Source organism: Bacteroidales bacterium, assembly GCA_013141385.1.
In the GTDB taxonomy this organism is placed as follows: domain Bacteria; phylum Bacteroidota; class Bacteroidia; order Bacteroidales; family Tenuifilaceae; genus UBA8529.
Genome location: JABFRB010000014.1, coordinates 1 through 23,426, shown reverse-complemented (window position 1 = coordinate 23,426; position 23,426 = coordinate 1). Strand labels below are relative to the sequence as shown.

22 protein-coding genes are annotated in these 23,426 nt (G+C 35.5%); 8 read left to right on the top strand and 14 right to left on the bottom strand.

Annotated elements, in window-relative coordinates; genetic code table 11:
- The first annotated feature begins 153 nt into the window (after positions 1–153).
- Together HOO91_06725 and HOO91_06720 are read left to right on the top strand one after the other, a co-directional pair.
- The gene (locus HOO91_06725; protein ID NOU17237.1) at positions 154–696 is read left to right on the top strand and encodes a hypothetical protein; all 543 of its coding nucleotides are present in this window, start codon (positions 154–156) and stop codon (positions 694–696) included.
- A gap of 460 nt (positions 697–1,156) precedes the next feature.
- On the top strand, positions 1,157–1,789 hold the full coding sequence (locus tag HOO91_06720; protein ID NOU17236.1) for a hypothetical protein: 633 nt from the start codon (positions 1,157–1,159) through the stop codon (positions 1,787–1,789).
- Between the two features lie 37 nt (positions 1,790–1,826).
- Here HOO91_06720 and HOO91_06715 read toward each other — a convergent pair whose 3' ends face one another.
- The 3 genes from HOO91_06715 to HOO91_06705 form a co-directional block, all read right to left on the bottom strand.
- A complete protein-coding gene (locus HOO91_06715; protein NOU17235.1) occupies positions 1,827–2,534 on the bottom strand; it encodes a Crp/Fnr family transcriptional regulator in 708 nt (235 codons plus the stop codon).
- Between the two features lie 122 nt (positions 2,535–2,656).
- A complete protein-coding gene (locus tag HOO91_06710) occupies positions 2,657–4,315 on the bottom strand; it encodes an NAD+ synthase (GenBank protein ID NOU17234.1) in 1,659 nt (552 codons plus the stop codon).
- 9 nt (positions 4,316–4,324) lie between these two features.
- On the bottom strand, positions 4,325–4,993 hold the full coding sequence (locus tag HOO91_06705; GenBank protein NOU17233.1) for a PorT family protein: 669 nt from the start codon (positions 4,991–4,993) through the stop codon (positions 4,325–4,327).
- 54 nt (positions 4,994–5,047) lie between these two features.
- Between HOO91_06705 and HOO91_06700 the strand changes: the two genes are divergently transcribed.
- From HOO91_06700 to HOO91_06680, 5 genes are all read left to right on the top strand, one after another.
- Complete coding sequence (locus HOO91_06700) at positions 5,048–5,269, top strand: hypothetical protein (GenBank protein ID NOU17232.1); 222 nt, start codon at positions 5,048–5,050, stop codon at positions 5,267–5,269.
- A gap of 248 nt (positions 5,270–5,517) precedes the next feature.
- The gene (locus HOO91_06695) at positions 5,518–6,432 is read left to right on the top strand and encodes a toll/interleukin-1 receptor domain-containing protein (GenBank protein ID NOU17231.1); all 915 of its coding nucleotides are present in this window, start codon (positions 5,518–5,520) and stop codon (positions 6,430–6,432) included.
- A 192-nt stretch (positions 6,433–6,624) separates the two neighbouring features.
- The gene (locus HOO91_06690; protein ID NOU17230.1) at positions 6,625–7,395 is read left to right on the top strand and encodes a hypothetical protein; all 771 of its coding nucleotides are present in this window, start codon (positions 6,625–6,627) and stop codon (positions 7,393–7,395) included.
- A gap of 196 nt (positions 7,396–7,591) precedes the next feature.
- A complete protein-coding gene (locus HOO91_06685) occupies positions 7,592–8,035 on the top strand; it encodes a VOC family protein (protein ID NOU17229.1) in 444 nt (147 codons plus the stop codon).
- A gap of 177 nt (positions 8,036–8,212) precedes the next feature.
- Positions 8,213–9,112 carry a hypothetical protein gene (locus HOO91_06680; GenBank protein ID NOU17228.1) on the top strand — a complete coding sequence of 300 codons (900 nt, stop codon included), beginning with the start codon at positions 8,213–8,215 and terminating at the stop codon, positions 9,110–9,112.
- A 123-nt stretch (positions 9,113–9,235) separates the two neighbouring features.
- Here the strand turns inward: HOO91_06680 and HOO91_06675 are convergent, their stop codons facing one another.
- The 11 genes from HOO91_06675 to HOO91_06625 all read right to left on the bottom strand — a co-directional run bounded on the left by HOO91_06675 (position 9,236) and on the right by HOO91_06625 (position 21,167).
- Positions 9,236–9,955: an NUDIX domain-containing protein gene (locus HOO91_06675; protein NOU17227.1), complete on the bottom strand. Its 720-nt coding sequence runs from the start codon at positions 9,953–9,955 to the stop codon at positions 9,236–9,238.
- A gap of 126 nt (positions 9,956–10,081) precedes the next feature.
- Entirely contained in the window at positions 10,082–10,642 is a 561-nt protein-coding gene (locus HOO91_06670; GenBank protein NOU17226.1) for a GNAT family N-acetyltransferase, read from the bottom strand.
- Positions 10,643–10,818: 176 nt separating this feature from the next.
- Complete coding sequence (locus HOO91_06665) at positions 10,819–11,856, bottom strand: winged helix-turn-helix transcriptional regulator (GenBank protein NOU17225.1); 1,038 nt, start codon at positions 11,854–11,856, stop codon at positions 10,819–10,821.
- A gap of 137 nt (positions 11,857–11,993) precedes the next feature.
- Positions 11,994–14,987 (bottom strand): type I restriction endonuclease subunit R, encoded by a 2,994-nt coding sequence (locus HOO91_06660; GenBank protein ID NOU17224.1) that lies wholly within the window; start codon positions 14,985–14,987, stop codon positions 11,994–11,996.
- Between the two features lie 9 nt (positions 14,988–14,996).
- Positions 14,997–15,602: a hypothetical protein gene (locus tag HOO91_06655; protein NOU17223.1), complete on the bottom strand. Its 606-nt coding sequence runs from the start codon at positions 15,600–15,602 to the stop codon at positions 14,997–14,999.
- On the bottom strand, positions 15,602–16,597 hold the full coding sequence (locus HOO91_06650; GenBank protein NOU17222.1) for a hypothetical protein: 996 nt from the start codon (positions 16,595–16,597) through the stop codon (positions 15,602–15,604). Before HOO91_06650 ends, HOO91_06655 begins: the two co-directional genes overlap by 1 nt.
- Positions 16,594–17,910 (bottom strand): restriction endonuclease subunit S, encoded by a 1,317-nt coding sequence (locus tag HOO91_06645; GenBank protein NOU17221.1) that lies wholly within the window; start codon positions 17,908–17,910, stop codon positions 16,594–16,596. The genes HOO91_06650 and HOO91_06645 overlap by 4 nt, the downstream gene beginning before the upstream one ends.
- Positions 17,910–18,545, bottom strand: a complete 636-nt coding sequence (locus HOO91_06640) for a transposase (GenBank protein NOU17220.1) — start codon at positions 18,543–18,545, stop codon at positions 17,910–17,912. Before HOO91_06640 ends, HOO91_06645 begins: the two co-directional genes overlap by 1 nt.
- Positions 18,545–20,332, bottom strand: a complete 1,788-nt coding sequence (locus HOO91_06635; protein NOU17219.1) for an SAM-dependent DNA methyltransferase — start codon at positions 20,330–20,332, stop codon at positions 18,545–18,547. The genes HOO91_06640 and HOO91_06635 overlap by 1 nt, the downstream gene beginning before the upstream one ends.
- 147 nt (positions 20,333–20,479) lie before the next feature.
- A complete protein-coding gene (locus HOO91_06630; GenBank protein NOU17218.1) occupies positions 20,480–20,617 on the bottom strand; it encodes a hypothetical protein in 138 nt (45 codons plus the stop codon).
- A gap of 199 nt (positions 20,618–20,816) precedes the next feature.
- On the bottom strand, positions 20,817–21,167 hold the full coding sequence (locus HOO91_06625; GenBank protein ID NOU17217.1) for a hypothetical protein: 351 nt from the start codon (positions 21,165–21,167) through the stop codon (positions 20,817–20,819).
- Between the two features lie 612 nt (positions 21,168–21,779).
- On the opposite strand from HOO91_06625, the gene HOO91_06620 reads away from it, so the two are divergent.
- The gene (locus HOO91_06620; GenBank protein NOU17216.1) at positions 21,780–22,250 is read left to right on the top strand and encodes a hypothetical protein; all 471 of its coding nucleotides are present in this window, start codon (positions 21,780–21,782) and stop codon (positions 22,248–22,250) included.
- Positions 22,251–23,426 lie beyond the last annotated feature (1,176 nt).

Sequence of the window (23,426 nt, the reverse complement as noted above, 5' to 3'; positions counted from 1 at the left end):
ATTGATAAAGAGAGTGTCTATTAATCTAACAATGTAAATTTTATTGATTTGAAATACAATTTTCTAATGATTTTTTATTAAAGAGATTGTTTAGATAAAATTAATTCAGATAGGATTTTAAAGTTCATTTACATATTATCTAAATTTATAGCCATGGACAAATCAACTGATAACGTTACAATATCTGCTGGAGTTATTACTGATGTTTTGAAAAACTATCAGGATAAAAAGCAAGAATATAAAGCTTTGTTTGACATTGCAAACGGGTGTGATTTTTCAAAACCTACGAATAGGGTTTCAATTCAAGTTTATCTTCAGATGTGTGAATGGATTGAACAAAATTTGGGAAGGTTTAATCTAATGCGGATTGGAAGAAATGTCGGTGAGTCTACCTACGATGTGATGGTAACAAATAAAATGATAGCCGGAAAATGTTCCCCCTTGGATGTTATGAAAGCCCTCTTAATCACTACTCAAATTGGTGTTCAAGATCCCAAAAAAAGGGGTTGGGAAATTGTTAGCCATACTGAAAAATCAGTATTAATGAGAAAAACTCAAAATTTTAATTGTGTGCTTCAAATTGGACTTTTAGAGGGATTGGTTAGGAAAACAGGTGTAATGGGCGTGAAAGTTGAACTCGTTCAAGAGGTAAATAAAGGTGCTGAGTACGATGAATATATGATTACATGGTTTTAATATTGCTTTCTTTTCAAAATTATTTGTATATTGAGATGATTTGAATTTTAAATAGTTAACCTAAGTTACTTGTTGCAAGTTGCTAGTTTGATGATTTGCAGTATTTAATTCTTTTTGCATTTAACTTTATATGCAATATCCATTATGCTACCTATAAGCAAAACACGCTCTCCATTGTCATTCCGGGCGAAGTCCCGGAATCTAGTTAAAGAGATGGATTCCTGCATTATTTGCTTCGCTCATGAGCTAACGGTTCACAGGAACCGAGCGCATTTTGCGAGTTCGCCGTTAGGCAATGACAATTTGGATTATTTATTCTTCACTAGGTAATATTGCGGACAATCATATAACTTTAATTTTAAGAGGTTAAATCTTGTATCAATCCGAATATCAAATAAATAACAAGATATCAGTAACTAGCATCTAGCAACTTGAGTTAATTACTTAAAATATCCACAATATGATGAAATTTAAAGTATTAGTTTTCTTACTTGTAGTAGTAATTTCTTCATGTAAGAATAGCCCCTCTGGTATTTCAATACAACATATTAAAGAATTTGATAGCACCTTAAACTATCAAATTGATATTGATTACCCTACCTTTTCATCATTAAAAGCAAGTGCTCTTAATGAATTAATTAAGAGTAGGATTGATTCGAATGTTTTTGAATTCAAAAAATTTATTCTCGATTTTGAGAAGGATTTTACTCGTGCATTAACCTATCATTACGAGATTAAGACAAATAATGGGCAATATATAAGTCTTGCTCAATCCATAGAATGGGCTATTCCTGGTATTGAGAGAATTCTATATCAAAATTATAATATAAACTACGATATAGCTAATAATAGGTTGATTAGAATTGAAGAGCTATTTACGAATCCCCAAAATTTTCGTGATACTTTAAAATACATTATTGAAAATCAACTTAAAGAAGAATCTGTATGCTCCCTTGATACCTCGGAAAAATTCGAGAATTTTTTCTTTAATAATGATACTATCTTTTTTAACCTAAGCTACAATGAATCTTATCAGTGCGATGACTACCCAATTGCAATTGATAGAAAAAGGTTAAAAAGTATAATGAAATAGGCGGTATCCTTTATAGTTCTTTAGAAATCTTTTGAGATTACCCTAAGTTACTTATTCTATCTAATTTGTAGGGATCAAGAATCTTAATCCTACGACCATCAAGTTCTAGAACATTTTCATTACAGAAACTGGATAAGGTACGAATAGCATTAGATGTGGTCATGTTTGAGAGGTTTGCAAGATCTTCTCTCGAAAGGTAAACCTTAATGGTTTGATTGTCATCCTCAAGACCATACGTATCGCGCAAGAAAAGCAATGATTCAGCAAGTCTACCTCTAATATGTTTTTGGGTAAGAGTGATTGTACGATTATTCGAAATACCAAGCTCCGTTGCCAGTGACTTTAATATATGAAATGTGAGTTGCGAATTGGTTTGTAGTATCTCAAGCAGGCAATCACGTTCAATGGTACAAATTATTGAGTCTTCAAGAGCCTCAGCAGTGGCAATATGGTTTTCATCAGCAAACATGGCTCTGTAGCCAAAGAAACCAACCGGTTTGGCCATTCTAACAATTTGGTCGCGCCCACCAACACCTTCCTTAAAAATCTTAACCTTACCTTTGTATAAACAAACCAAACCTGTAGGTTTTTCACCATCCCTGAAAATTATTTCTCCTTTCTTGATGTAAGTGCATGTGAAATTAGCCTTCATCTTTTCTTTCTCACTGGGCTGGAGGTTGTGAAATAGTGCGCACACCGCTTCAAAGGCACTTTCTCTCTGATTATCAATGTTTTGGTAAGCCATTGTAGTATTTCTCAACATTAAGGAGTAGCAAAGTTAATAAAAATATGCTTTAGAACATTAAAGTCTATAAATATATTATTTTAGGACATAGGGTTTTATTACTTCAAAAATAAGATTATTTGTTACCATTTAGCAACAATTGGCATTCTTCTACCAAATCCAAATGCTTTTGATGAAACCCTTAAAATAGGAGGGGCTTGAAATCTTTTGTACTCATTGACGTTTACAAGTCTGATAGTTTTTAGTACAGTTGAACTATCAAATCCTTCTGAGATGATAGCGTCTGAACTTTTTTGCTCTTCAATATATCGAAACAGAATTTTATCCAGCAAATCGTATTCTGGGAGCGAATCAGAATCTTTTTGGTTGGGTCGTAACTCGGCGGAAGGTGGTTTCACAATAGTATTTATTGGAATTATCTCCTTCTCCCGATTAATAAAATAGGCAAGCTTAAAAACGTCAGTTTTATAAACATCGCCTAAAACGCTTAGCGCACCATTCATATCCCCGTAAAGTGTCCCATAACCTACCGCAGCCTCACTTTTATTTGAAGTATTAAGAACTAGATGCCCGAATTTATTGGAAAGAGCCATCAGCAGAGTTCCACGAATACGAGCTTGTAAATTTTCTTCAGCAATGCCTTCATTCAAGCCTTTAAATAGTTCCGAAAGCCCATTGTTAAAGCTATCGAACGTATCCTGAATGCTAATCAAATCGTATTGAATATTTAGATTATTAGCCAAGGCAACCGCATCATCAATTGAATGTTGAGAGGAGTATTTCGATGGCATTAAAAGGACTCTGAGATTTTCACTACCTAAAGCCTCAGCTGCCATAGCCAGTGTTACTGCCGAGTCGATACCACCCGATAAACCAAGAGTTGCTTTTGTAAAGCCCATTTTTTGGAAATAATCCCGAATGCCAAGAACAATTGCATTGTAAATTCTTGATATCCGAATGTCTTCGGAAATGGTTTCTGATTTAATTGGTTGATTTGATTCAAGTGATTCTGAATCAACAATCTTATAATCTTCCTCGAAACTACTTAGCTGCTCTAGAACCTGTCCTTTTCTATCCAGTACCATCGATCCACCATCGAAAATTAGCTCCGTGTTAGCGCCAATCTGATTAACATAGATAACAGGGATTTTATAGCGATTGATATTATCTGTAAAAACCTTTTTCCTGTGCTCCTCATTGTTGTAGGAGAATGGGGATGCCGCAATATTTATTATAAGTTCAGGATTAAACTCTTTGAGTTTATCCATTGGCGACGATTTGTAAAGCCGACTTTTTGCAAAGGTTGATGAAACAGGCTGATCGTCCCATAAATCCTCGCAAATGGTAATTGCTATCTTTTTCCCATTAATGGTTATAATGTTGAACTCACTATTTGGCTCAAAGTATCGGTACTCATCAAATACATCGTAGGTTGGCAGTAGGGTTTTATGATGAACGCTAACCACAGCACCGTCCTTAAGTACGTATGCTGAGTTATATAGCATTTTACCCTTCGGGTTAGGGTTTAAGCTTGGTGCGCCTACAATTGCTGTAATTCCTTTGCAGTGGGCGGATAGTTGGTTTATTGCAGTATCGCAATTTGCGATAAAATCCTCTCTTTCCAGTAAATCATGTGGAGGATAGCCACATATGGAGAGTTCGGAAAAAACGATTAAATCAACACAATCCGATTTTGCTCGCTCAATTGCTTTAACCATCTTCGTTTTATTGTACTCAAAATGGTTAACAGTATAATTTAGCTGAGCCAGTGCAATCTTCATAGCCAATTATTAAAAAACGATGCCTATTCTTAGCGATAAACTTCCTATGCTGACGGTACCATGTCCTGCTTTGTAGGCTTCTGTAAAGCCACCTGAGTATGTAATTCCAGTTTGTACGCTGCTGGGTCCACCCAAGGAGTATTCAATTCCAGCACATACATTGTAAGAGGCAAAAGCTAAGTTAAATTGTGGAGTGGCGGTTTCTTTGTCAATCTTATCCTTCACATCCCATGCCGATGCTTTTAGCCTAATATGACCCGATACCCCAACCTGAGCAAAAAAGGTGATGTAACCAATTTGATTTGTTTTAAACTTTAAACCCAGAGGTACAGTTAGGTATTGAGCCTTAAGCTTAATATTTGTTCCTGGGGTGATTGAGTAGGTGGAATCGCGGGTTTCGAGTTTATATCCAGCCTCGTTATATTTAATGTTTCCGCCAAGATTATTGATTGATAACCCAGTATATACGGCATATCGATCGGCAAAATACTTGTCGGCTATTAAGCCAACATTAAAACCTCCCACCGTACCGTTTGGGCTAAATTTCTTTGTATCGGATGTAAACCACGATAATTGAGGATCGGCAAAAATGCTAAACCTGCGATTTTGTGTTTGAGCATTAGCTATGCTTGAGTTCAAAAGCAACGAACAAACTATAATATAAAATACTTTTTTCATCCGAATGATATTTACGTTAAATATGTAATTGGTTGTTTGTCAGCGTTATTTTAAATGATAGCATTTTGCAATGATGGTACACCCATGCTTTATTTATTCGTATTAATGCTAGCTGATTCCATGGGTGTTTCATCTCTAATAAATTTAGGGGATATCAATACTACAAAAGTATATAAAAAAAGATGTTATTCGGAAGTATTTTGGGAGTTAGAAGCTAAAGAATTAGGAGAATTTAACGAATCAGTAAAAATATTTGAATTTTTGGTTGGGTTATAATAAACATAAGTAAATGGTAGTTTTTTTTCATAAATCATAGGCTTAGCCTAAAAGAATAAAACGATGGAGGTACAACTGACAGCAGAACCGAGAAGTATTCAAATTATAAAATAACAATTTTACTATGGTTAATTTTTTTTTAACTTTGATAAGTAAGATGACGAATAAGACCTATTTCTTAAATTTTAATATATAGGTCTTACATGAATAGGCTTATATTAAGTTAGTTGCCATAAAAAAGACCTGCTATGAAACCAAATAATGTATTTATCTCACATTCAAGCAAAGACAAATTATTTGCGGATAAGCTAGTAAAGGATTTAACCAAAGTTGGTGTGCCAGTTTGGTATGATAAATTTGATATTCAATTAGGCGATAGTATACCAGGTAAGATAAACGAAGGAATTTCAAATTCTAAACACTTTATAATTATTTTATCTAAAAATGCCACCAATTCAAAATGGGTAAATGAAGAACTTAATGCTGCACTAATAAAACAAATAAACCTAACTGGCACATTTATAATTCCTCTCTTATTAGAGGATTGCGATGTGCCTCCATTATTAAGCCATAGAGCATTTGCAGACTTCAGAAAAGATTATAAAATTGGTATTGATGAGATTTTGAAGTTTTTTGGAAAAGATAATGAAGCTCTAAATGAAATTGGAGATAAAATATTATACCCCTGGCCTGATTTTACATTAAGTGATAAACAATTTGTTTACCTTCATTCTACTCGATTTGATAAGTTTTTTCGTATGAGCTGTGATTTATCTTGGACAATTAATCAAACAATAGAGTATATAACTAGCACTCTCAATCTTCCATGGAGCAAAGAATTACCTGAATTTGGAATGCGTTGGTCATTTAGTTATGGTTTAATTTATAATCAGGATTCACTTAGTTTATCCCAAAAACTTTCAGATTCAAAAATAGATGTTGGTGCTGTATTAAATTTGAGAATTAATGGCACATATGAGGATTTATTAGAGAATAAATCAAAAGACATATGGGAAGAAGGAGTGTTTTATGACATTGCACCTAGAATGCTAAATGACTCATTTTTAAACGATTTAGAAAATAATGTAATAAGGGAAAATAGAGGTATTTTAAATCAAGAAAGATTAAGGGTAATAGCAAATATGTGTTTTAAGCATGTATAATTTACGACATATAACAGCGTATTTATTGGCTCCGCCAAACTCGCACAAAACGTTCGGTTGTATTTGGGTTGATGACGCATTTGGAGTTCTTAACGCTTTTAAGTAGCATTATAACGAGGGGCAAGAAAGCGTTTAAACTCCCAAACACAACAAATACGCAAAACTATACTATGAAAGACGACACATATGACCATGAAGAGTGAAAGAGATAGATTTATAATTCAAAAATTGTGGACAAGCCTTTTGATATTATCACATGTACTACTCTCTTATTACTTTTTAGGTGGTTGGTGGATTTCATCAATAGGAAGTATTCTAATAATATTATTCAGTTACTTAATTTGGAAAAACGATTTTTTAAAAGTCATTGGATTAACAATTGATTATAAAATTGTTATCAAGTCTATATTTCTTGCAGGGTTAGTCACAATTTGCGCCCTTTTGCTAATGAGTTATATTGCTCATAAGCAAAATGTAATCATACAATTTAGAAATTGGAGAGATTACTACCATGATATATTCTACATTCTTAATGAAGAAATTGTTTTAGGAGCAATAATTCTTTATTTTCTTGTTAATAAAAGGAAAATAAAACCAATTATTGCCTCTTTAGGGTTAGCTATAGTTTTCTCTTTGATACACTTTATTTTCTACAAATGGATTTTTAACGACAGAGGTATTATTGAGATTACAACTTTATTAACATTATTTCTTATAGGTTTTGTTAGAAATAACTTGATACTTTATACAGGACACATAGGATACTCATGGGCGCTTCATTTCGGGTGGATGGTTGTTATGTTTGGTAGTTTTCATATTTACTCAGACTCAATGAATCCATTATCTGAACCAGAGAGATTTAATACCTATTTAGGTTCATTAGAAATGTTAACACTCTCGTTAATTTTAGCTTTAGGTAGTTTGATATTTATGAAGAGGAATGAAAAAAGGTACAGCCACTAACAGCCGCTAAACCCAATCAGGGCTTGATTTGTAGAAACGAAAGTTTTTCCTAACTTAGCATAACCGTTAACGGTGGACAGGTAAGTCGCCCGCAATCCCTTACTGCACTTAGCCTCAACCGTTAGGCATCATTGTATTGTTAAACTCTGTACTTGGACATTTGGAATAAGAAAAAAACAATTTAAAAATACGAATTATGGCACTTATCAATCCACACATTAACTTCAACGGAAATGCCGAAGAAGCATTCAATTTTTACAAATCAGTATTTGGCGGTGAGTTCGCAATGATTATGCGCTTCAAGGATATATCAAGCCCTGAATATCCAGTAGCAGAAAATGAAGCAAATAAAATAATGCACATTGCTTTGCCAATTGGCAAAAACATTTTAATGGGCAATGACGTTCCCGAAAGTATGGGACGAGTAAATGAAAATGAAAACAGGTCTAAGATATCTATTAGTGCAGAAAGTCGTGAAGAAGCCGACAAACTATTTAGCGGACTTTCAGAAGGCGGAGATATTGAAGTGCCTATTGACGACAGTCCTTGGGGTTCATATTTTGGAATGTTTAGAGACAAATTTGGTATTGAATGGATTGTGGATTTTGACCCCCGTTTGCAAGAGGCTGTAAGTAGCTAAAACAAAAATTATTCGGTTTGGCAATGGTAGGCGGAGCGTACTCCAAAAAAAATAATTTATGGGGCAACACAATTCGATACATAAACCTTTGAACTTACTTTAGTATTGACGAATGGCTCTACGATTTTTATTATTATGCTGGCGATTACATAAATAAGTTGCAAACTAAATGGTTATATGACAGACACAGAAACCCCAAGAATATACCTGTTTTTCACCGATTATATTCGAACCGAAATAAAACCGATTTCTATAAACAGCGACGATGAAGCCCAACTAAGCAGTAATTTCGATTACGAAATGCTGTTCGATTGCACCAAACGGGTGTATATCGATATTGGCTTAAATTTTAACCGTGTGGAAATTATGTTCCGTTCAGGTTTCGAGTTCGATGGTCGAGAATTGGAATGGTCAGATGTGTTTACCCCCGAATACATTTTGCCTTTTACCACTGAGGCAATAGACCTCTGCTACGAGGCTTATACCGAGTATTGTTCCGAGCATGGTATTTCGCTTTCTGAAGACATCGTATATGATCCTACCTTAGCCGAAGAGTTTTCGCAGAGTATTATTGAAAGGTATTTGAACTACCGAAGTTTCGATGATGCTAAAAATGCGTATTTGCTTAGCAATGTAGGTCTTGAATGCGAAAGTGGAACCGACTCAATTTTAGTTTTTAAATGCACGTATACCATTCTCGACGAAATTTTATTTTCTAACACCGCATTTAGCAATGCCCGCAATCGCGATGCTTTTGGTGAGGTTATCCCTCTGCCTCGTTACATTACCATTAAAAACAATTGTATGTTAATAGAGGTTGAGGATGTGCTGCTAAACTTTGTCGATACCATTTACTTCTTCCAATGCCTCGATTGCGCTTTACAAATGCTTGTGGGCGATAAATCCGATATCGTTGCTTCGGCAATTGCAAGTAAAGGGATAAGCAATGAAATGGTACAAGAATACATTAAAGCAGGAACCAAACAATTCAAGCAGTTTCGTGAAATGCTCCAAAGTTCAAATGCTAGTATTGCCAACCTCGGAACCTTGCCCGACTGGAACAGCTTGTTACATTAACAATTTTATAAAAACCATGTCTCTAAAAACAATAGTTTGTTAAAGTATTATTATTGATTTGTAACATTTTGTTTTTGTGGCTATTATAAAATGTTTGCCAAGCTATTGATTAAATAACTTTTTTTAGAAGAACACCTCCCCATCAGCAACTCTCAGCTTAATTTTCCGCTCAACAAGTTTTAGCTCCTTGCTATTTAAAGCAGCCTCTACAACACTCCTGTTATAGCTGTTTACATCGTCCGATTTTAAAAAATCTACAGGGGCTATCCATCTTGCTTCTACTATTTCTGATGGGTCATTTATTGCAATTTCTTTTGTTAAAGCTTTTGCAGTACATACAATATAAAGATTGGCTTCACCAAACTGCCCATTTTTAAAATGTCCAATATTAACAATCGACTCAAATTCGATATTTACACCTGTCTCTTCGTAAACCTCTCTTTTTACTGCTGCTATGATTGATTCATTTTTATCAATATGCCCCCCAGGGAGTTTATAACCAGCGGAGAACCTATCTTTAATGACCAATAGCTCCTCTTCATTAAACACTATGGCTCCAACACCCACAATGTAATTCTTTGTTGTGGGAACGATAGAATCTGGCGTTAACCTTTTTACAAGCATTAAATTTCTCTCGTCGCAGTGATGGAATTCAAAATCAAGACCTGTAAGTATTGGAATAAAATCAGACTTCTCGATAGGTATTTTAACCCAAAGAAGTTTTTTATTTTCCAGAGATTCAATTAGTCGAGTAATCTCTTTTTTAAATTCATCCTTCTGATCTGGAAGTGTTGAACTGTCAATAGTTATACCATCATATTTATTCTCAATAATCTCTATCATTGTTACTTTTCTTTAATATGATTGGTTACGTTCCGCGTATTTGTTGTGTTTGGGCGTTTACCTTTTGTGCTAGTTTGGCGGAGTCAATAAATACGCAGTTAGCGGTTCGTTGTTTTTGTCTTTCTGTCAATTGTTATGGGTTTTATTTTTCCACTCTCGTTCTAGCATGGCATATTGAAATTCGCTTCCCCATTTCCCCTTAAAAAATATATTCTCAATGAAATGTCCTTCCTTTCTGAATCCCATACTTTTCAATAAATTGATTGAAGCAATGTTTTCTGCGTCCACAGTTTCAACAACTCTGTGTATTTGTTTTGTGTCAAATAGAAAAGTTAATATGCTACATAAAACCTCTTTTGCATAACCTTTCTTTTGCTCAAGATGTGAAATGGTTATGCCGATTTCTGCAATTCTAATATCGCACAGGTCAAGTTTAATAGCACAGTCACCAATAATTTTACAAGTTTCCTTATTTTCAATTCCATACTGCACCCATTCTCCTGCTTTGCCAAATTTTTTATCTGCTTGTTCTTTAATAAACTCGTCTGCTTGTTCAATTGTCATTACGTCAAAGCCCTGAAATCTTGTTACATCAGGATTGGAACGATAAATATGAAAGTCGTTCAAATCTGTCTGTTTCAGATTTCGAATGTGAAGTCTTAGTGTTTCAATACTTAATATTTCCATTTTCTGTAATGTTGTTGCGGTGACAGGTACAATGACCGCTAACTCATTCGACCCATCGAGGAATGTATTATGTACCTTCCAGTAATCTTTACCAAAACTAATATTCTTACTTGAATTAATAAATAGTATTCACGAACACCATCAAAATATTAATGTTCTGTGAGTAATTGTGTGGGTTATTCATCAACTATTTTCCAAACACCTGTTTTGTCGCTCCCAATGCGTTCTACTTTTCCACTTTCTTTAAGTTCTTTTAATTTCCGTTTTGCTGTGCTTAAACTTATCTTTAATCGTTCGCTAATTTCGGTTGCTGTAATTTTGTTATTCTGCTTTATCAAATTAAATACAGTGTCATTTACAGTGTCATTTTGTGATTTTACAGTGTCAATGTATTGAACGTGCATTTCTCTGTTTTTCAGCGAATGATTTTCGCCAAGCATTAAATTTGAAAGAAAGTGAATAAGATATTTTTCTGTTTTGTGAATACCTTTGGATAAATCTTCGTAGTTGGCTCGCACAAGTGCATTGCGGAAATACCACGAATGTTCTGCAAATAAGTTGTTGTTTACCTCTTTAAAACCAAGTTTGCGAAGATATTTTATTAAAAAAATTGCCGTTGTCCGTGTGTTGCCCTCGCCAAAAATATGAATTTGCCATAGGTAGCTAATAAATTGTGCTATGTGCTCTATGATTTCCCGCTGGTTTAGACCGTTGTAGCTAAATTTTTTTTCTTGTCCTAAATCGTACTCCAAAGTAGCTTTTAAACTCTCGGCACTAGCATACAAAACCGTTTCGCCATTTAAAACCCATTCTTGTTTTGTAATGTTATAATCACGGATTTTGCCAGCATGGCTGTAAACATCTTGAAACAACCTGCGATGAATGCTAAGAAATTCGACTGGTGAAAACGCAAAGGTTTGCTCGCTCAATATTTCGGCAATACGTGCCGAAACTTTGTCGGCTTCTTCGGTGCGATTTCCAATATCTTTTACAGGATGTTGTTTGTAATAGGTATCAATTCGCTCTTTTACCTCATTAATGGAAATGTCGCCCTCAATGTTCTGCTTGGCGGTTGCTATTAAATAGTCAGAAGGCTTTAGCCCATCAACTTGTTGTAAGCCGATAGCAGTTTTCCAAACTTTTGCTTTTTCTGCTCTGTTTGGTTCACCTAGCCGCAAATATTCTTCAAAATTATCTATTAAATATTCTGGCATATTTATTCGTTTACAAAATTACTTCTAAAATAACCATAATTTTCGTATCAATTGTCTCTCGTATGTTCGGACAGACACACTCTTTGACAAGCTTTGGTTTGAGCGTTGTCATGTGGGGCTTGGCAATGTGTATGCAATTAGGGTCGGATGTTTTCTGTTTCATTTAATTTCAGATATACACTTTTCATTAATAACTCTTTTACAACTCCACCAAAAGCCTTGTTCTCTAAAATCTTTTCAAATATTTCCTGATTTTGGTCCATTCTCTCAATCAGTTTAGTGAGAAACAAATCCTCAAAAGCAAATTTAAAAGTATCAATCTTATTAGCTTGTGCTTGTTCTTTTAACTTGTGATCTAAAAGCAAATCGGCTTCCATTTGGTCAAAGAATAATCTGTCAGCCTCGGTGAAATCAGTCCCAAACCTGTCATTTAAAACATTTATAATCTGTGACAATGGAGCTTTTTCTTCTTTTGCTCTCTTAATCCCTGCTTCCGTTAAACCATCCAGTTCGCCATCTTCTTTTTGCAATTCAATTGTACCATCGGCAATTTTCTCTAAACGGTAGTATTCCATTGCCAATTCATCAGTCAGTTGAAGGTTTTCAGACAAATCGCGTTTGGGCAATTTGGTTTGTAAAAGCTTTGCGTAAGCATAGAATTTTTCAAAATCAGAATCATAGAACGGCATTATCTGAGAAAGGAAAGAATACAAATTGCACCATGTTCTTAATCCTTTTTTGAATTCATCTTTTATTTCTTCCGTTTCTAATGCTTTAAACCTATCTACGGCAGGATCAATATAAGCGTAAAGGCTTGATTGGTCTTTAATTGATAAACGGTTACTTGGTTTAAAATACACGTTTGCAAAAGCTTCAATTTCCGATTGCCAGTAAACTTGTTTCTCGTCTAGTATTCCTTTCAAATCATATAAGTGATTTGGGTCTGGGTTTTCAGATACACTGGTACGCTGATAATATGGCTGAAACGATCCTAATATAGTTTCCCTGTCATTTACAAAATCTAATATAAAAGTATCTTCTTTTCCCGGACAGGTTCGGTTTAAACGTGATAATGTCTGAACCGCTTTTACACCTGAAAGGGCTTTGTCGACATACATGGTATGTAAAAGCGGTTGGTCAAAACCGGTTTGGTATTTTTCAGCAACAATTAATATTTTGTAATCTTCCTGATTGAAAACCTTTGGCAATTCCTTTTCTCCATAACCAGTTAATTCAGGTTCTGAGACACCTTCGGGAAAATCATCATCCATTACTCTGCCGGAAAATGCTACTAGTATTCTTATATCATTATAGTTTTTGGCTTTTATATAGTTATTGAATTCGGTGAAAAAACGTTTGGCATGAAGGCGAGAACCTGTCACAACCATAGCTTTTGCTTTTCCACCTATCTTTTTGCAAACAATTTGTCGAAAATGCTCAATAATTACTTCGGTTTTTTGAGCCAATTCATGCGGATGCAATGAAACAAAACGCCCAATTGCCTTTGCTGCTTTCTTTTTGTTTAATTCGGGGTCTTCGTTTATTGCTTTGGTTAATTTAAAATATCGTTCGTAAGTTGTGTAATTATCTAAAACGTCAAGAATAAAGCCTTCTTCGATTGCCTGACGCATTGAATACAAATGAAATGGTTCGGGTTTGCCATCCAAATTTAATTGACCAAAAACGCCTAAGGTTTTTGTTTTTGGTGTTGCGGTAAAGGCAAAGAATGAAATATTTTGCTGCTGTCCTCTCGATTTGCACGATTTTTCAACCTCTGCATTTATTTCATCTTCTAAATCATAGTCGTTTTCATCTGATCTTTCAGCATCCTCCAACGTTTTTGCAGCCAAAACCTCTTTCATTTTCTTGCTTGCTTCACCGCCCTGCGAACTGTGAGCTTCGTCAATGATTACGGCATATTTACGGTCGGGAATGTTTCCTACCTTATCAATTACAAAGGGAAATTTCTGTAAGGTTGTAATGATTATATGTGTACCTGAAATAATTGCATTGGCTAATTGCGTGCTGTCTTGGTCAATCTTTTGGACTACACCTGTTTTATGTTCGAATTGATAAATGGTATTCTGCAATTGTTGATCAAGTACACGACGGTCAGTAATTACAATTACGCTATTGAAAACTCGTTCATCTAATTGGTTATGCAGACTCGACAAGCGATAAGCCAGCCAAGCAATTGAATTACTTTTGCCCGAACCTGCCGAATGTTGAATAAGATAGTTTTTACCTGCTCCGTTGATTTTTGCATTGGAAGTGATTTTCCTAACTGAATCTAATTGATGAAAACGAGGGAAAATGAGTTTTTCCTTTTTTCGTGTTTGTCCTTCAAATTCATATTCTTCTACTTGTAAGTGAACAAAGCGATAGAGAATATCCATTAAACTGTCTTTCGCCAAGATGTTTTCCCACAAATATGCGGTTTTGTAACCATCAGGATTTTGCGGGTTTCCTTTTCCATTGTTGCAACCTTTATTGAAGGGTAGCCAATAGGTGCGTTCAGCATCAATTTTTGTTGCCATATAAACCTCGTCGGGGTCAACGGCAAAATGAACCAACGCACGTTTTTTAAAGGAAAAAAGCAATTCTTTATTATCCCTTGTGGTTGAATATTGCTTTTTAGCATTGTCGGTAGTTTGTCCTGTAAAATGGTTTTTCAGCTCCACTGTTGCCACTGGTAAGCCGTTTAAACTAATTACAAGGTCAACTGAATTCTTGTTTTTGTTGCTGTAATAAACCTGACGAATAATTTTTAATTGGTTTTTACCATAAAGCTCAATCGTTTCATCATTTAAACCTGTTTCGGGTTTGAAAAATGCCATGCGAAACTTAACACCATAATCGGTAAATCCATTCCGTAAAACGTCTAAACTTCCCCGCAAATCCAGTTCTTTGAAAAGGCGTTGAATAATACGGTTATCAGCATCAAAACCGTGAACGGCTGTGATTTTTTCCCAAGCTTTGGGCTGTGTATCTTGTAAAAATGCAATTACTTCATATTTAAACATACCCAATTCGGGGCTGTAATCGGGTGCATTGCCTTGTGTATAGGTCCCATGTTGAACCAACGATTCAACAATAGCCGTTTCAAATGTATGTTCAGTAGTTATGCTCATGCCAATTACTTATTTATGTTTGCCAATGATGGGATTTAGCTCTTTTGCCAAAATTTTCTCAAAAGCTGATATATATGGTCTCATTTCTTTAGCAAACCAGTATATGCTTACAGATATAAGCAGTGCAGGGTTCATTTCTCTTGCCCAAAATGCTAATTGTAACCCATGGTTGCCTTTGGTTTGATAGTATCCTAAATGCGTTACCAATCTGCCTCCTACTTCTTTTTCTACCTTGCCTACGTATAAGTATTTAGAATCGGGGATTTTTGTTTTAAATGGTGGTAAGGTTCTATCTATGTTTTTAGATTTTATTTTTTGCAAAGCCTCAATAACTCGTTTACAATCATTTTTATCTGTAAGCTCGAAAACATATAAACAGGGTAATTCATTTACCATTGTTTCAGAATTATCATCTTTATGAAGATGATAGAAAAACTCCTCTTTAATCTGCTCCGACAAATCTTTGCCGTCAGTTTCAGTATCGGGCAAATGCGAGCAATCAAAATTGGGAATTTCTATTTTATGATACAGACTATTCTTGTTAAAAATATCTTTTGCCTTTTTTAACGAATCAGTTAATGTTTCATCAATAAGACCATAACTAGTATTATCCATCACAATTCCTCCTCTTGTCTTTCGGTTTCTTTAACAAATTCGGAATAAGTAATTTCCTGTATAACCGATTTTAAAATATGTCGTTCTTTTTCAGAAATATTGTCTTTCAGTTTTCCTTCGGGGTAACATTCGGCAATTAAATCGCTGAACATTCCAAAATTGTCTTCTGATAACTCGTTCAATTTTTTAGGTACTTCCAAATCCATTAACTCGCAAGTGTCGGGGTTTAAGTATTTAATGCGTGGTTTGTTGTAATCGTTGTATTCACGACCTTGAAAATAGGGTTTGCCCTGACTTGATGGCCAAAGAATTCCAAAGAACTCTGAACGACCGGATTTGTAGACTTTGGCTATTTGTAAACTTCCGCCAACTTCACGAATGGTTTTATCTAAAGCAATATCACGTAAAATAAAAAGAGGTTCCATATTCAATTTTGAATCGTATTTATCCTCTTCCATCAACAGTTTTTTAAAACGGTCTTTAGCTTCTTTTTCAACGGCTTCCTGTGGGTCTCCCAAAAAAGTATAAAAACGTGTTTTAGTGTCATCACTAGTTAATTCTTTGAATAAAAAACCTTCGGCATCGCCCGAATAATACAAATGCCATATACGGAAACTGCTCGATTGCCAACACCAACCGCCAAACAGAAATTTTGCACCGCTCCGCAATTCATGTATATCTTCGCCTTGAATTTCGGAAACTATTGTTTTTATCAAGTTGGTAAACAAATCGGAAATGTAATTGAGAACTTCCGTAATATCTGTTTCGGGTTTGCTTAAATAGGTGTTGAATTTAATGGATGATACCAAATTTAGAATTAAAGGATAAGCACGGAATGTGCTGCCAGCGAAGCAAAGCAAACAATCTTTACGGGGCAATTCAAACAGTTTAATGCCATTGTCCCATTTCTCCCCACCTGTTAAAGTGCTGTCAGTAGCAAAAACTAATTCTTCGGTATTATTGGATTGTCTTATCCATGCTGTACAAAGTGTCATGCTTCTATCGTATTTGGTACTTTAATTTTACCTGTTACTACTTCTGAAATTAAAGTGATTCTATATTCTTGTAAAAGGTCTATTTGTTTGTTGAATTTTTCAATTATGGTATCTAATCGGGAGCATTCTTTTTCGATGTGGACAATTATATTTATTTGTTCTTGAATCGGAGGTAATGAAAGGTTTATTTCAGCAACATTGACTAGATATATTGCTTGTTGTGCAGAAGATTGAGATGTTAAGAGAAAATTATCTAATAATAACTTATTCTTAAATGAGTTAAGAAGAAATTTGCTCAAAATACGTGGTGTTGGTTTTATTAATATCACACTTCCAAGTAAACAAAATTTTTCATCAGTATCAACAATAGCGACTCGACCAACAGTTGCTCCTCTGCTGACAATTAAAATATCACCACTCTCAGGATTACATCTTTTTCTAAAAAAATCTCCGTCTTCATTACTCACAAATTTATCATAATCGATTTGAACAAAACCATCTCTAACATCTTTGGCTGAGAGAAAAGGCATGCCTTCAAGTGTGAAATTTGGCGAAATATGTTCTCCATCTGTTATTTTTGCTGAAATTCTTTTAAGTTTTATTAAACTCCAATGCTCTGGTATTTCCCCCAACCATTCAACTCCGGAATCTTTTAGTGTTACATTGGGGTCAAGACCTTTGGTTACAGCTTGGTTAATAATTGCCTGTTTTTCTTCTTCGTAAAAGGCAATTAATTTTTGTTTGTTGTCTATGATGCGGTCTATTTCGGCGGTTTTGCGGTCGAGAAAGGTGGCGATGTGGGTTTGTTCGGAAAGTGAGGGAACAACGGTTTCAAATAATCCAATATTACTACTGTTAATCGCAGGATAGCTAACGCCAACCGAATCTGCTATAGTTTTATGAATAAAAAAGGGTGTTAAGACGTAATATCCTAAGTATGAAGAATCAATAGTTTTTGGTCTTAAAACCGCAAATCCAGTTGAAACGATTAAATTACCATAGATTTTCTTAATTTGAGCTATTGCCTTCAAATATGTTCTAACTGTTGATACAATTACATCTCCTTCTTTTACAATTCTCCTTGCCCTTGAAGGTGCATTTTTAAATTTATAAACTGTTGAATTATTAATGCCAGTTAGAAAATTAACGTCTCCTATTTCTACATAATTAATCTCAAATTCTTCATCTGTTGTTTCATTTAAAACATCATCATTAATCGAAATGCAATATTTCAACCTCTTCACCTTCCAATGTTCAGGAATTTTACCAATCCATTCAATGCCTGAATCTTTATATTTTTCGTATCGTTCCATTAGTCTTTGCCACTATAAAATTTGTCTTCACCCCATTTCAGGGGGTTGGTAATAATGTATTGGGTAATGCGTTGGTATTCGCCATCGTTACGAATAATATGGTCGTAAAAACGTTCCTGCCATTTCAATGCAAATCCTAAACGGTTGGCATGTTTTGTTACGGCCGATTTGTATGAACCAATTATTGATGACACGGTATTTTTACCAATATTCTGAAATCGTTGTTGGCCAATGGTTTTTTCGGTTTGTTGTGATGGTTGTGGTTGTAGAGACAGGGCATGCCCTGTCTCTACATTACCAACAACGATACCCATATCATTACCATTGCCAATATCAATAACGTTATTGTTATCATTACCGTTTTCACCATTCAAAATCAAAATACCATGTACATGGTTGGGCATAACCACAAATGCACCCAATTCCACATTTTTTGCATGGTTTTTAATTTCGTACCAAAAAACGTTGCCCAAAATTCCCGCACCTGATAATTGCATTTCACCATTTGTAATGTTTCCAAAATAATTTTTGCGGTCTTTGGTGCAAATGGTTATAAAATATGCACCCGCCCAACAGTAATCCCAATTCTGTAAACGTGATGATGGTATGCGATATTTATTTTGAAATCTATCCATTAGTCAAGCACTGTTTTTTCAAGTTCAATCGTTTCTTCCTCCAATGCCAAAATATCAGCTTTAATCTCGCTTAATGAGCGTAGTTTTTTAAACTCGTAGAAATATTTGGTAAAGTTTATTTCGTAGCCTGTTTTGGTTTTACTTTCATCAATCCAAGCATCGGGAACGTGGGGTTTTACTTCACGGTCGAAATACTCCTGAATAGTTTGTTGAACAATGTTTCCGTTTTCATCTTTTCGCAAGAAAGAAATGTTTTCGTAATCCCTTAAACTTGAATCAGGCTTTGGGTTGCCTTTGCTGTCTTTTTGAATTTTCCCTTTTTCGTTTTTCAATGGTTGTTCAACTGTTACACGCCAAAATCCGAAAAATTCTTTAGGGAATATTTTGCAAAATTCGGATTCGAAAAACTCACCATAAATTTTGGTTATATAACCAATTCCTTTTGTGTCGCCGTTCTCGGGGATTTCTTTTCGTTTATTGCCTAAACTACGGGGCATTTTTTGCCAAAAACGATTTGGGTTTTGCCCTGTTTCTTCGTCTTTCGTACCTGTGGCATTTATCAATTGAACTTTCCCTTTGCGTTCGGCACTTTTTTTATTGGATAGAATCCAAATGTAGGTTGAAATACCTGTGTTGTAAAAAAGTTGGTCGGGCATTGCTATTACTGCTTCCAACCAATCGTTTTCAATAATCCATTTTCGGATTTCGCTTTCACCGCTTCCTGCTTGACCCGTAAATAAAGGCGAACCATTAAAAACTATTCCTATTCGGCTTCCTTCGGGTTTCATTTTCGAAAGCATGTGTTGAAGGAATAAAAGCGAACCATCATTTATTCTTGGTAATCCTGCACCAAAACGCCCTGCATAGCCTTTTTTATCTGCTTCGTCAGTTATCATTTTTTGTGCTTTTTTCCAGTCCACACCAAATGGTGGATTGGATAGCATATAATCAAACTTTTCGTTTTCAAGTCCATCAACTGTAAATGTATTTCCAAACTTGATGTTTGCAGGGTTTTGCCCTTTAATCATCATGTCCGATTTGCAGATGGCGTAAGATTCGGGGTTTATTTCCTGTCCGAATACCTCCATTTTTGCATCAGGGTTCTGTCTTTTAATAAAAGACTCTGCTTCTGAAAGCATTCCTCCTGTTCCACAGGCAGGGTCATATAAAGTTTTTACAATTCCTTTTTTGAAAATGTCTTTCTCGTCAATAAACAAAACATTTACCATTAATTTTATTACCTCACGTGGTGTGAAATGTTCTCCTGCGGTTTCGTTTGAAAGTTCGGAAAATTTGCGAATAAGTTCTTCAAAAACATACCCCATTTCCATTGAGGTCATTTTCGATAAATCAATGTCGGCAAAGGCTTCAACGATTTTAAAAAGCAAATCCGTTTTAGGGTCATCTAATCTGTCAATATGTGAATCAAAATCAAAATATTCAATTATCTCTCTTGCACCACTTGAAAAACCGTTTATGAAGTTTCTCAAGTTGGCAGCTACATTATTGGGGTCGGCTTTAATTTTTGCAAAATCATATAAACTGCGATTATGAAAATTAAGTCCAGCAACTTTGTTTAAAGTAATGTCTTTCGCACTGTCCGAGAGCTTTTCGATTTTTGGCATATAGTCTAAAACCTTTTGCTTTGTCGGTGTAATCACACAATCCAAACGCCTTAAAACAGTCATAGGCAAGATTATTTTCCCATAATCTGACTGTTTGTAATCTCCTCTCAATAAGTCGGCTACTTTCCAAATGAGGTTTGCCTTTTCTTTAAAATCTATCATTATCTATTTTCTTCTTTTTAAAATCGTTCATCAAAAGCTCAAATGTAACAAATTTGCACGGGTGCGTGAGTAAGATTGCACTCTTTGACAAACTTTGGTTGAATATCGGCTTGTATGGTTTGCCTTCGGCGAGCTCCCTTCGGTCGGTTAGCTTTGCTGGTCGGTTGTAAATGTGCTGTTTGGTGCATTAACTACTTCAGTTTTTCTCTCATTTCGCAGCAAAAACACCATTGTAGTTACGCCTAACACTTGCCATCCAGCCCATCTCCATTCAACCATATCCATAAATTACTCACCTTCCAGTAATCTTTACCAAAACTAACATTCTTTCTTGAATAATTAAACAAAATTACATTCCATTTACACTTTTCTATGGAAGCATGATTGTAAACCCCAGATGAAGTTAACGGTGCATCCTGTAATTGGATCAATTCCCCCCTAAACCCATCGGGCTAACTCTTGAATACTCGCTATTCATGGAGGATTAGGAATGACTCTCTGGTGATATTGTTGCTATTTTCCTTGTATAGGTAGAGATTATCCATGTATCGGAACAAAACATCCTTGCATTGGAATAAAACATCCTTGCATCGGAACAAAACATCCTTGCATCGGAACAAAACATCCTTGCATTGGAACGAAACATCCTTGCATTGGAATGAAACATGCTTGTATCGGAACAAAACATGCGTGCATCGGAATAAAACATGCTTGCATCGGAATAAAACATGCTTGCATTGGAACAAAACATCCTTGTTTTGGTAAAGATCATCCTTGCATTGGTAAGAATCATCATTGTTTTGGTAGGGATCGTCCTTGTTTTGGTAAAAATCATCTCTGATTTTTTCGTATTACCCCTTAAACATTATCATTTATAGGTAGTTAGGTTTGTTTTTGGGTTGGGGCTTATCTGGAATTCCTGTGCAAAGATGGGTTGGCTACCGATTCTTGTAACATTCTTTAGCAGTTTTTAACATCAGCTAAATAATTTTTGGCAAAGTTTGGCGTTTAAATTGTAATAAAAGTGATAGCATATACTTACTCGGCCGTTTAATGCTACTGCATCTGGGTTTAGATGCGTTCTTTTAAATTATGTAATTAGCCTAAGTTGCTAGTTGCTGATTACAAGTTGCTAGTTTGTTAATTTACAGTATTTTATTCTTTTGCATTTAGCTTTAATTAAAATGTAAAAAAATGTATCAATCAAAAATATCAGATAAATAACTAGAAGCCAGCAACTAGTATCTAGCAACCAGAACTAATTATATTTTATAGTACATTAATCTTAAAAAAAATTAGTATTATGAGAAAGTTAGGTTTGCTTTTAGATTTTGTGAGATTTTCTGTTCATGAGAAGATCGTTTTCTTTAGAAAAGTAGTTACAGATATGACCAATAACCCCTTGTTCCCCAAACCCGACGTTCCGTTGGCGGAGGCCACCGAGGCGGTGAACCAGCTGGAGAAGGATTATATAAACTCCGAGAACGGGGGCAAGGCAGCCACGGCAACTATGCACGAGAGCGATAGGAGGACAACGAATATCTTCCGCAAGCTAGCCGATTATGTGGATCGTGTAGCCGATGGCGATGAGGTGATTATCCTCGGTAGCGGTTTTAATACCACAAAGGAGCGAGCAGTAGCAAAGAAGGTGGAGTTTAGCGTAAACTCTGGCGAGAAATCGGGGACAGCACTCCTTAAGCACCAAGCCATTAAGGGAGCCCGATCCTACCTGTGGCAGTACTGCACCAACGAAATCCCTTCCGATGATAGTGGGTGGACGTTTGCAGGGGCAAGCACACAGGCAAGCTACGAGATTAACAGGCTTGCGCTAACAACCCGCTACTGGTTTAGGGTGGCGGCCGTAACATCAACGGGAACAACGGATTACTGCTCACCCATTTCGAAGATAATTCTGTAAAAACCCCATGCGAACGCGGTTTCCCCCGCGTTCCTTCCCAACTACCCCGTTCTCTCCGACTAGTCAGGAGTAACCCGTAGCACAGCCGGGAGAACTTAGGGTAAAATTCATTTAATGCCTTTGTTTAAAATTCTTTAACCGCTAAGGTCGCAAAAGAAAACGCAAAGAGCGCAAATGTTTAATAAGCAACACATTGCTTTTTTTGCGAACTTTGCGAAATCTTTTAATTCTACTTTGACAGATTAGCAAAACACACGAAAAATCAACCTAATTTACCCCTATCCCTAAAGGGTGTAGGTTGATTTTTCTGCTTTCTCCCTTTAGGGCAAGGGGTAAAAAAGCAGGAAAATCAAGTACAAAGTTAATATGTCAAAGTAGAATTAATGCTTTGCGAAATCTTTTAATTCTACTTTGACAGATTAGCAAAACACACGAAAAATCAACCTAATTTACCCCTATCCCTAAAGGGTGTAGGTTGATTTTTCTGCTTTCTCCCTTAGGGCAAGGGGTAAAAAAGCAGGAAAATCAAGTACAAAGTTAATATGTCAAAGTAGAATTAATGCTTTGCGGTTAATTCACTTTTTTTGACAGCCTTTTTGGGAGCTTTAGCCCTATAGTTCCAATTGATAATCCTATCTACACACAAAACCCAGCGGTAAATGCGCCAAACGTTTCCGCATCCCAACTATCGCAATTTGCGATACTCCAATACTAGGGGCAATTTCACCGAAGTACGCTAAAGGAGATACTTTGTATAAGGGACTGTATAAAAGGTTATTCTTTAACCGCTAAGGTCGCAAAAGAAAACGCAAAGGGCGCAAATGTTTAATAAGCAACACATTGCTCTTTTGCGAACTTTGCGAAATCTTTTAATTCTACTTTGACAGATTAGCAAAACACACGAAAAATCAACCTAATTTACCCCTATCCCTAAAGGGTGTAGGTTGATTTTTCTGCTTTCTCCCTTTAGGGCAAGGGGTAAAAAAGCAGGAAAATCAAGTACAAAGTTAATATGTCAAAGTAGAATTAATGCTTTGCGGTTAATTAACTTTTTTGAGGTGTTTATTTAAGCACTAATTTTAACATTCTGATATGTAATGGGATCACCTTCAACCATTCGAACAATAAGTTTATGAAAAATGGTTTGCTTATGTATCGATCTGTTGATCCTAAAGC

What these genes read in the sequence shown, in the direction of transcription:
- HOO91_06725 (NOU17237.1), top strand. Translation starts at nt 154, where the DNA reads ATGGACAAATCAACTGATAACGTTACAATATCTGCTGGAGTTATTACT.
- HOO91_06720 (NOU17236.1), top strand. Translation starts at nt 1,157, where the DNA reads ATGATGAAATTTAAAGTATTAGTTTTCTTACTTGTAGTAGTAATTTCT.
- HOO91_06715 (NOU17235.1), bottom strand. Translation starts at nt 2,534, where the DNA reads ATGGCTTACCAAAACATTGATAATCAGAGAGAAAGTGCCTTTGAAGCG.
- HOO91_06710 (NOU17234.1), bottom strand. Translation starts at nt 4,315, where the DNA reads ATGAAGATTGCACTGGCTCAGCTAAATTATACTGTTAACCATTTTGAG.
- HOO91_06705 (NOU17233.1), bottom strand. Translation starts at nt 4,993, where the DNA reads ATGAAAAAAGTATTTTATATTATAGTTTGTTCGTTGCTTTTGAACTCA.
- HOO91_06700 (NOU17232.1), top strand. Translation starts at nt 5,048, where the DNA reads ATGATAGCATTTTGCAATGATGGTACACCCATGCTTTATTTATTCGTA.
- HOO91_06695 (NOU17231.1), top strand. Translation starts at nt 5,518, where the DNA reads ATGAAACCAAATAATGTATTTATCTCACATTCAAGCAAAGACAAATTA.
- HOO91_06690 (NOU17230.1), top strand. Translation starts at nt 6,625, where the DNA reads ATGAAGAGTGAAAGAGATAGATTTATAATTCAAAAATTGTGGACAAGC.
- HOO91_06685 (NOU17229.1), top strand. Translation starts at nt 7,592, where the DNA reads ATGGCACTTATCAATCCACACATTAACTTCAACGGAAATGCCGAAGAA.
- HOO91_06680 (NOU17228.1), top strand. Translation starts at nt 8,213, where the DNA reads ATGACAGACACAGAAACCCCAAGAATATACCTGTTTTTCACCGATTAT.
- HOO91_06675 (NOU17227.1), bottom strand. Translation starts at nt 9,955, where the DNA reads ATGATAGAGATTATTGAGAATAAATATGATGGTATAACTATTGACAGT.
- HOO91_06670 (NOU17226.1), bottom strand. Translation starts at nt 10,642, where the DNA reads ATGGAAATATTAAGTATTGAAACACTAAGACTTCACATTCGAAATCTG.
- HOO91_06665 (NOU17225.1), bottom strand. Translation starts at nt 11,856, where the DNA reads ATGCCAGAATATTTAATAGATAATTTTGAAGAATATTTGCGGCTAGGT.
- HOO91_06660 (NOU17224.1), bottom strand. Translation starts at nt 14,987, where the DNA reads ATGAGCATAACTACTGAACATACATTTGAAACGGCTATTGTTGAATCG.
- HOO91_06655 (NOU17223.1), bottom strand. Translation starts at nt 15,602, where the DNA reads ATGGATAATACTAGTTATGGTCTTATTGATGAAACATTAACTGATTCG.
- HOO91_06650 (NOU17222.1), bottom strand. Translation starts at nt 16,597, where the DNA reads ATGACACTTTGTACAGCATGGATAAGACAATCCAATAATACCGAAGAA.
- HOO91_06645 (NOU17221.1), bottom strand. Translation starts at nt 17,910, where the DNA reads ATGGAACGATACGAAAAATATAAAGATTCAGGCATTGAATGGATTGGT.
- HOO91_06640 (NOU17220.1), bottom strand. Translation starts at nt 18,545, where the DNA reads ATGGATAGATTTCAAAATAAATATCGCATACCATCATCACGTTTACAG.
- HOO91_06635 (NOU17219.1), bottom strand. Translation starts at nt 20,332, where the DNA reads ATGATAGATTTTAAAGAAAAGGCAAACCTCATTTGGAAAGTAGCCGAC.
- HOO91_06630 (NOU17218.1), bottom strand. Translation starts at nt 20,617, where the DNA reads ATGGATATGGTTGAATGGAGATGGGCTGGATGGCAAGTGTTAGGCGTA.
- HOO91_06625 (NOU17217.1), bottom strand. Translation starts at nt 21,167, where the DNA reads ATGATTTTTACCAAAACAAGGACGATCCCTACCAAAACAATGATGATT.